9 protein-coding genes and 1 rRNA gene are annotated in these 8,488 nt (G+C 40.4%); all 10 read right to left on the bottom strand.

Going from position 1 to position 8,488, the window contains the following annotated elements; genetic code table 11:
- Positions 1-199, bottom strand: a 16S ribosomal RNA gene (locus tag M3183_RS26210); the annotation flags it as partial.
- A 346-nt stretch (positions 200-545) separates the two neighbouring features.
- Positions 546-2,030 (bottom strand): lysine--tRNA ligase, encoded by a 1,485-nt coding sequence (lysS, locus tag M3183_RS26205; protein WP_251474894.1) that lies wholly within the window; start codon positions 2,028-2,030, stop codon positions 546-548.
- Positions 2,031-2,380: 350 nt separating this feature from the next.
- Positions 2,381-3,382 (bottom strand): tRNA dihydrouridine synthase DusB, encoded by a 1,002-nt coding sequence (dusB, locus tag M3183_RS26200; protein ID WP_251474888.1) that lies wholly within the window; start codon positions 3,380-3,382, stop codon positions 2,381-2,383.
- Positions 3,383-3,396: 14 nt separating this feature from the next.
- Positions 3,397-3,603 carry a helix-turn-helix domain-containing protein gene (locus M3183_RS26195; RefSeq protein ID WP_251474884.1) on the bottom strand — a complete coding sequence of 69 codons (207 nt, stop codon included), beginning with the start codon at positions 3,601-3,603 and terminating at the stop codon, positions 3,397-3,399.
- The gene (folK, locus tag M3183_RS26190; protein ID WP_251474881.1) at positions 3,555-4,082 is read right to left on the bottom strand and encodes a 2-amino-4-hydroxy-6-hydroxymethyldihydropteridine diphosphokinase; all 528 of its coding nucleotides are present in this window, start codon (positions 4,080-4,082) and stop codon (positions 3,555-3,557) included. Before folK ends, M3183_RS26195 begins: the two co-directional genes overlap by 49 nt.
- A 2-nt stretch (positions 4,083-4,084) precedes the next feature.
- Positions 4,085-4,444 (bottom strand): dihydroneopterin aldolase, encoded by a 360-nt coding sequence (gene folB, locus M3183_RS26185; protein ID WP_251474878.1) that lies wholly within the window; start codon positions 4,442-4,444, stop codon positions 4,085-4,087.
- Positions 4,437-5,210, bottom strand: coding sequence for a dihydropteroate synthase (folP, locus tag M3183_RS26180; protein WP_251474891.1), 774 nt, complete (start codon positions 5,208-5,210; stop codon positions 4,437-4,439). Before folP ends, folB begins: the two co-directional genes overlap by 8 nt.
- A 182-nt stretch (positions 5,211-5,392) precedes the next feature.
- Positions 5,393-6,322 (bottom strand): cysteine synthase A, encoded by a 930-nt coding sequence (cysK, locus tag M3183_RS26175; protein WP_251474875.1) that lies wholly within the window; start codon positions 6,320-6,322, stop codon positions 5,393-5,395.
- A 205-nt stretch (positions 6,323-6,527) separates the two neighbouring features.
- Complete coding sequence (hslO, locus tag M3183_RS26170) at positions 6,528-7,406, bottom strand: Hsp33 family molecular chaperone HslO (protein WP_251474872.1); 879 nt, start codon at positions 7,404-7,406, stop codon at positions 6,528-6,530.
- Between the two features lie 71 nt (positions 7,407-7,477).
- Positions 7,478-8,257 (bottom strand): type III pantothenate kinase, encoded by a 780-nt coding sequence (locus M3183_RS26165; RefSeq protein ID WP_251474870.1) that lies wholly within the window; start codon positions 8,255-8,257, stop codon positions 7,478-7,480.
- Positions 8,258-8,488 lie beyond the last annotated feature (231 nt).

Below are 8,488 nucleotides of genomic sequence, written 5' to 3'. Positions count from 1 at the left end.
TCTGCATGCGCAGATAAGAATTATCCGGTATTAGCTCCGGTTTCCCGAAGTTATCCCGATCTTACAGGCAGGTTGCCCACGTGTTACTCACCCGTCCGCCGCTAACTTTCGGGAGCAAGCTCCCAAAAGTTCGCTCGACTTGCATGTATTAGGCACGCCGCCAGCGTTCGTCCTGAGCCAGGATCAAACTCTCCAAAAAAAGTTGAGTTGATTAGCTCATAAAAGTTACGTTGGCTTCATCTCATTCAAGGGATGAATGATTATTGTTTGTTGACGTTTTTGTTTGTTTAGTTTTCAAAGAACAATTTTTATTATCGCTCAAAAGCGACTTTTTTATAATACCAAGTTATAAACTGAATGTCAATACTTTTTTCTTCTTTTCTTAAAAGAAGTGACGTTGTTTTGCAACAACAGATAATAATATACCACCAATAAAATCATACTGCAATAGTTTTCTTAGGATAATTTTAAAATTTAAATTTTCTAATTACATAGATAAAAGCCAATAAAAAAAGCGCCGTATACCGGCGCTTTAAAAAGTCTTATTATCGTTGACGCATTAATGGGAATAATAATACATCACGAATTGATGGCGAATTGGTTAACAGCATCACCAAACGGTCTACTCCTATCCCAAGTCCCCCTGTTGGCGGCATTCCGTATTCTAACGCTTCTACGAAGTCCTCATCCATCTCATGTGCTTCATCATTACCCTGTTCACGTTCTTTTAATTGAGCCTCAAAGCGTTCCCTCTGATCAATAGGATCATTAAGCTCTGTAAAGGCATTGGCGTGCTCACGGCCCACGATAAACAGTTCAAAACGATCTGTAAAACGTGGATCCTCTTCATTTTTCTTAGCAAGCGGAGAAATCTCAACCGGATGACCGAAGATAAATGTTGGCTGAATTAACCTTTCCTCTACCTTTTGCTCAAAAAACTCATTGACTATGTGACCATAGAGCATATTATCGTTAATCTCTACTCCATGCTCATTTGCAAGCGCACGTGCTTCTTCAACACTCATTTCCTTCCAAAAATCTACACCGGTATATTCCTTAATGGCATCGACCATATGGAGTCTCTTCCATTCAGGCTTAAGATTCACTTCATAATCGCCGTATTGAATTGTAGTCGTTCCCAATACTTCTTCGGCAATATGTGCAATTAGGTTTTCAGTAAGGCTCATAATATCACGGTAATCTGCATATGCTTCATAAAGTTCAATCATGGTAAATTCCGGATTGTGACGAGTAGATACGCCTTCATTTCTAAATACACGTCCGATTTCATAGACTTTTTCAAGTCCGCCTACGATTAATCGTTTTAGATGAAGTTCAATTGCAATCCGCATGTACAATGTCATGTCTAATGCATTATGATGGGTAATAAATGGACGGGCTGCAGCTCCTCCAGCAATAGCATGCATCATTGGTGTCTCCACTTCTAAGTATCCATGGTCATCCAAGTAGCGGCGCATGGATTGAATAATTTTACTGCGGGTAATAAACGTCTCTTTGCTTTCCTGACTCATAATTAAATCTAAATAACGCTGACGATATCTTTGCTCCACATCTTTTAAGCCATGGAATTTATCAGGCAGCGGTCGAAGTGCTTTTGTTAAAAATGTATACTCAGAAACTTTAACGGAAAGTTCACCTGTTTTTGTTTTAAACACAGTTCCTGAAATTCCTACAATATCTCCTAAATCAGAAGAAGTAAAGATATGATATTGTTCTTCTCCAACAGCATCCTTACGTACATATATTTGAATTTGTCCGGATAAATCTTGAATATGGGCAAATCCCGCTTTCCCTTTTCCCCGCTTTGTCATAATCCGTCCAGCTATACGGACTGAGATATGTTTAGCCTCAAGCTCTTCGTTTTCCAATTGTTCATATTGCTCATGCAGTTCCTTTGCATTATGTGTCCGCTCGAACCGCTTACCAAATGGGTCAACACCGTTTTCCCGCATTTCTGCCATTTTTTCACGTCTGACAATTAATTGGTCATTTAATTCTTCCTGACTCAAAACCATCCACTCCATTGCTATCATAATTATCCCGCTTCAACGGGGAGTAAGACTTCGCTTCAAACTTATTTGAAGCGTCAAGCTTTCGCGGGAGTTTAATTGCCCGTAAAAGCCCAATTAGTTCTACTAACAATCAACGGGATGAGGCCCCCTGATTGAAGTTCTTCTTATATAAAACGCTAGTAAAAAAATGCGTACTATCATTTTTATACATACACTTCTATTATTTTACACAAATTTGTGTTTTCAGACATCAAAAAAGATTAACCAAATAAAAACTGCCAGTCAAAACACTGGCAGTCTTCATCATAAACACAATCATTATAGAAAAAGAGCCCCTCTATGTCAACTCACCCAACGTTTTCCTGGCTTTGTTCCCTTGCTTCTGACTCTAGAACCAAATCGTTTAATACTCTTGCCACTTGGTCACGTGTTTGGCATTCATTAATCGCATTACGAGCTGATGCATTCCCGCGGATGCCTTTCAAATACCAAGCCGCATGCTTACGCATTTCCCTGACTGCAATGTCTTCGTTTTTTAGTGCAATTAACCGGTCTAAATGCAATAAACAAACATCCATTTTCTCACGGACCGGGGGTTCACCCATTAACTTCCCAGTTTCTAAATATTGAACAGTACGGTAAATCATCCATGGGTTTCCAAGTGCAGCCCGTCCAATCATGACGCCGTCAACACCTGTTTCATCCAGCATTCTCTTAGCATCCTGCGGTGTTTTCACATCACCGTTCCCGATAACTGGAATATTGACTGATTGTTTCACTTCACGAATAATATCCCAGTTTGCTTTACCTTCATACATTTGAACACGTGTTCTACCGTGCAGAGCAACAGCCTTTCCGCCTGCCCGTTCAACAGCCTGAGCATTCTGGACAGCATAAATATGGTCCTCATCCCAACCCATCCGCATTTTGACAGTAACAGGCTTTTCCACTGCATCTACTACAGCAGAAACCATTTCATATATCTTATTTGGATCCAGAAGCCATTTGGCACCAGCATCACATTTTGTTATTTTCGGTACAGGGCATCCCATATTGATATCAATAATATCGGCATTTGTATTTTCATCCACAAATTTTGCTGCTTCAACAAGTGTTTCTTTTTTTCCGCCAAAGATTTGCAGGCTTAATGGTTTTTCCCGTTCATCAATGTAGAGCATATTCAAGGTTTTTTCATTTTTAAAAACAATCCCTTTGTCGCTGACCATCTCCGCACAGACGAGGCCGGCCCCAAACTCCTTGACCGTCAGTCGGAACGCAGAATTGCAGACACCAGCCATTGGTGCCAATACAACCGGGTTCTTCATTTCAATATTGCCAATCTTTAACATGCCCTGCCTCCCTTTTAATCCTTCGGTTTTAAATCATCAATTGTTATTTTTAAACTATGAGCTATTTTCTCAAGTATATCTTCTGCCGGCAGGCGGTTACCACGCTCAATTTCTCCCAATATGGACACTGACACTCCCAGTTCCTTTGAAAAACCTTCCTGCGTGTAACCTTTTAACTTCCTATATGCTCTAATCCGTCTTCCCCATTTTTCTGCTTCCATAATCGGACTCCTTCTCTATCAGGTAGTTGATCTAACATTGCTGAAATAGGCTTATCCATCCCATGGAATTTCATATCTGGTTTCATTTCTAAAAGTGGAACTAATACAAACGCACGTTCCATCATCCTTGGATGAGGAACAATCAGTCTTTCATTTTTAATATTTTCTTGATTATAGGTTAAAATGTCAAGGTCAATCGTCCTTGGACCCCACCTGATTTCTCTTTTCCTTCCAAGTTCTGATTCCACTGTCAAACATCGATCTAATAATTCCATCGCTTCTAAAGTGGTCTGGATCTCAATTACCATATTTAAAAATAAATCCTGATCTTCATAACCTACTGGATCAGTTTCATAAATGGAAGAGGACCTTACCAGTTTAATATCTGTTTGATTCGTTAGTTTTTTTATAGCTATCCTAATATTATCATATCGGTTTCCGATATTTGAGCCAAGGGCAATTATGGATGTATTTCCCATCTCTATCTACTCCTAGTAATTTCAACTGCAACAGATTTGTAATGGCCCGGTATCGGCGGGTCTGGTTTAATTACCTTGACCGTAACTTCTTGAACAAGGGGAAATTTCGCCAATATCGCTGCAGCAGCATTTTCCGCAACGGCTTCAATTAATTTATAGGGAGTACCTTCAACGATTTCTTTACATAGCTGAAATAACTCTCCATAATTAACAGAGAACTTCAGATTATCTGTTTCGCCTGCCTTTTTCAAATCAACGGTGACTGTTAAATCAACAGAAAAGCGCTGTCCAAGCACCTTTTCTTCTGGAAAGACCCCATGGTAGCCGTAGAATTCCATTCCATGAACATAGATTTTATCCAAGGGTTTCCCCCTTTCCCATTATGGCATCCATCATTTTCGCCATTCTGCTTATTTCCTTTACATCATGCACCCGGACCATTTGGCATCCCTTTTGGATTCCGTAACAATTGGCTGCACCTGTACCTTCCATTCTTTCATCAACCGGAAGATTTAATGCTTCGCCAATCATTCTCTTTCGGGAAGCAGCTAATAAAACAGGGTAACCCAGCATGACAAGCTTGTCCAAATTCTGCATCATAAGAATGTTCTCATGATAATCTTTAGCAAAGCCGATTCCTGGATCAAGAATAATATTATCATCCGTCACTCCTGCCCTTTTGACAATCGCAATACTTTCATATAAATCATTAATAACATCCCTGACAAAGTTCTGGTAACCCCGCTCACGGCGATTGTGCATAAGTATAATTGGGACATTATATTTCGCTGCCACAGAGGCCATTTTGTCATCTGCCTTTGCTCCCCAAATATCGTTAATGATATGGGCTCCGGCTTCAATCGCACTTTTTGCTACTTCCGCCTTATAAGTATCAATAGAGATCGGCACCTTAACATGTTTGACCAGTGCTTTAATAACAGGAACAACGCGGTTGATCTCCTCTTCTGCTGAAATAACTGTATATCCAGGGCGTGTAGACTCTCCGCCGATATCAATCATATCCGCCCCGTTAGCCACCATCTCTTTAGCATGTTCTACCGCCTGCTCCAGCTCATTAAATTTACCGCCATCTGAAAAGGAGTCTGGAGTCACATTCAAAATACCCATTACATAGGTCTTTTTTGCAAAATCCAATGTATAGGGTCCACATTGAATCTTTCCCTCTGGTGCATTCAAACTAAAATCCCTCCATGTCTTTACAATTCAACGTCTATAATAATACATGAAATTCTGTGCATAATCATTTTTTCTATCAAAAAAAACACCGGCATTATGCCGGCGCCTTTGATTTATTCAGCATCATACTGATATAATGTTGTACTTAAATAGCGTTCACCATTATCCGGAATAATAGCTAATACTTTTTTACCTTTACCTAACTCTTTTGCCACCTTTAAAGCTGCATAAATAGCTGCACCAGAGGAAATACCGCCTAATACACCTTCTTCTCTAGCTGCGCGGCGTGAAGCATCAAATGCTTCCTCTGTGCTTACTTGAATAATCTCATCATAGATATCTGTATTTAATGTTTCAGGTACAAAGCCTGCGCCAAGCCCTTGTAACTTATGCGGCCCTGGTTTTCCGCCAGATAGAATGGCTGAATCCTTTGGCTCAACTGCGTAAATTTTTACATTTGGGAATTTTTCACGAAGAACGCTTCCTGCACCCGTAATGGTACCCCCTGTTCCGATACCAGCAATAAACGCATCCAGCTGATCCATTTGTTCTGCAATTTCTTTTCCAGTTGTTCTCTTATGAACTTCTGGGTTAGCTTGGTTTGTGAATTGCTGAGGCATAAAATATCCTTTTTCCTTTACTAATGCCTCCGCTTTTCCTATTGCACCTTTCATACCCTCTGGACCGGGTGTTAATACAAGCTCTGCCCCATAGGCGCGAAGCAGGTTACGTCTTTCTAAACTCATGGTTTCAGGCATTACGAACACTGCTTTGTAACCTTTTGCTGCAGCTACCATTGCAAGTCCGATTCCTGTATTTCCGCTGGTTGGTTCAACAATTGTGTCGACTCCTGGTTTAATTAAACCTTGTTCCTCTGCAGCCTCAATCATTGCTAAAGCGATACGATCTTTTACACTGCTGCCTGGATTGAAGTACTCTAACTTTAGGTAAATCTCTGCACTATTTTCATCTGTCAATCTGTTTAGTTTTACAATTGGCGTTTGGCCAATTAACTCAGTAACTGAATTTGCAACACGAGCCATAATTTAGGCACCCCTATTCCGAGTATTTTTATTGGTTTTGTATACTTATAATTTACCAATTTTATACTTGCCTTGTCAACAATTTTAATCATTATCTTATAAAAAACACAGAAGCACTCTCCTGTGTTTTAAAATGTTGTTATTTAGATGTTTCATTCAATAAAGTAAAACTTCAATCTGAGAGGATTAACAGTAAAACTGAAGATTATTTTGCTTCTTCCTCTAGAGTCTCCAGCTCTTCTTTCGAAAAATGATATTTTTCGTTACAGAAATGGCAATGGGCTTCAGCTTGTCCGTCTTCTTCAATCATTGCTTTGATTTCCGCCTTACCTAAACCAATAATCGCATCAGCAAAACGCTCCTTCGAACAGGTACATTGGAATTTAACCGGCATCGTTTCAATAATTTTAATATGATCTTCACCAAAAAGCTCCGCCAAAATTTCCTCAGGCGTTAATCCCTGTTCGATTAATGTTGAAATTGGCGAAATTGTTTTTAACCGCTCTTCCACTTTGGTAATTACGGCATCCTCTGCACCAGGCATAATTTGTAAAATAAAACCGCCAGCAGCGAGAATCGTATCATCTGGATTAACTAATACTCCGACTCCTACAGAAGATGGAGTTTGCTCGGAGGTCGCAAAATAATAAGTGAAATCCTCGCCTAATTCCCCGGAAACAATTGGCACCTGTCCGGAAAAGAAATCACGTAGTCCGATATCCTTAACAACCGAGAGCAAGCCGTCCGTTCCGACCGCACGGCGGACATCAAGCTTCCCATGCTCATTTGATTCAAAGTCTACTTTAGGGTTGCTCACATAGCCCCGGACCTCGCCCTTTGCATTACTGTCTACAAGGATATGACCAATGGGGCCGCCGCCATTTATTTTTATTGTCAGCATGTCTTCGCCCTTTAACATGGCTCCCATCATAACCCCTGCAGTCATCGCACGGCCTAGTGCTGCTGAAGCTGTCCGCCACGTTTGATGGCGCCGCTGTGCTTCACTAATTGTTTCCGTTGTCCTAACGGCATAGGCCCTGATGCTTCCATCATAGGCTAAAGCCTTTACTAAATAATCGTTCATAAAAATTCAACTCACTTTCTAAAATCAACATTTGACAATCACAGCACATCTTTACTAAGATTGTCAAATGGCTACTCTTTAGAATTCCCCATATTTCGTTTATAGATAAGCTGGAGTCCCTTTAATGTCAAAAACGGATCAACGACATCAATCATGGCAGTTTCTTGGGCAATTAATGGGGCCAGACCGCCTGTCGCAATCACTGTCGCTTTCCTTTTCCCTTGATCCATCATTCTTTTTACAATTCCCTCTACTTGTCCAACATAGCCGTAAACAATTCCGGCCTGCATGGCAGCGACTGTGTTTTTTCCGATTACTCCGTCAGGCCGTGTAATTTCAATTCGCGGGAGCTTCGCGGCTTTGGAATACAGTGCTTCAGTGGAAATACCGATTCCAGGCGCAATTGCACCTCCCATATATTGCCGCTCCTCATTCACATAGCAATAAGTGGTCGCTGTCCCAAAGTCCACAATGACAAGAGGGCTTCCATAATCATGGATGGCTGCCACCGCATTTACAATCCTATCGGCGCCAACCTCCTTCGGATTATCATATTTTATATTTAATCCGGTTTTAACCCCGGGCCCTACAATAAGCGGCTTGATGTGGAAGTATTTTTGGCACATCCGTTCCAAAGCAAGCATAATGGGCGGTACAACCGAAGAAATAATAATTCCATTAATATCTGAAAAAGAAAGCCCTGCATGCTCAAACAGAGCTTTTATACTCATGCCGAATTCATCTTCCGTCCGGTTTCTGCTTGTTTCTATACGCCAATGATATTTAAGTTCGTCGCCTTTATATACTCCAAGCACCGTATTGGTATTCCCCACATCAAAAACGAAAATCAATTGGATCACTCACTTTAATGGAATTTTCTTTTAATTACACATGCAAACATCATACCATAATTTATTTTGGTTGAAAAAAAAGAGTGCTTCATAATGAAGCACTCTCAGACTGTCGACAAAATCGAAAAAATTCGGTTTTGTTGACAGTCTTTTTTTGTATAATTGAGTTACAGAGATTTTAAAGAGGTGAATGAAATGCTAACTAAAAATACACAGATTAATCGTGATCAG

The sequence above is a fragment of the Neobacillus mesonae genome (assembly GCF_023715155.1).
In the GTDB taxonomy this organism is placed as follows: domain Bacteria; phylum Bacillota; class Bacilli; order Bacillales; family Cytobacillaceae; genus Neobacillus; species Neobacillus mesonae_A.
The sequence above is the reverse complement of the archived record's forward strand: the minus strand, read 5'-3'. Positions and strand labels throughout refer to the sequence as shown.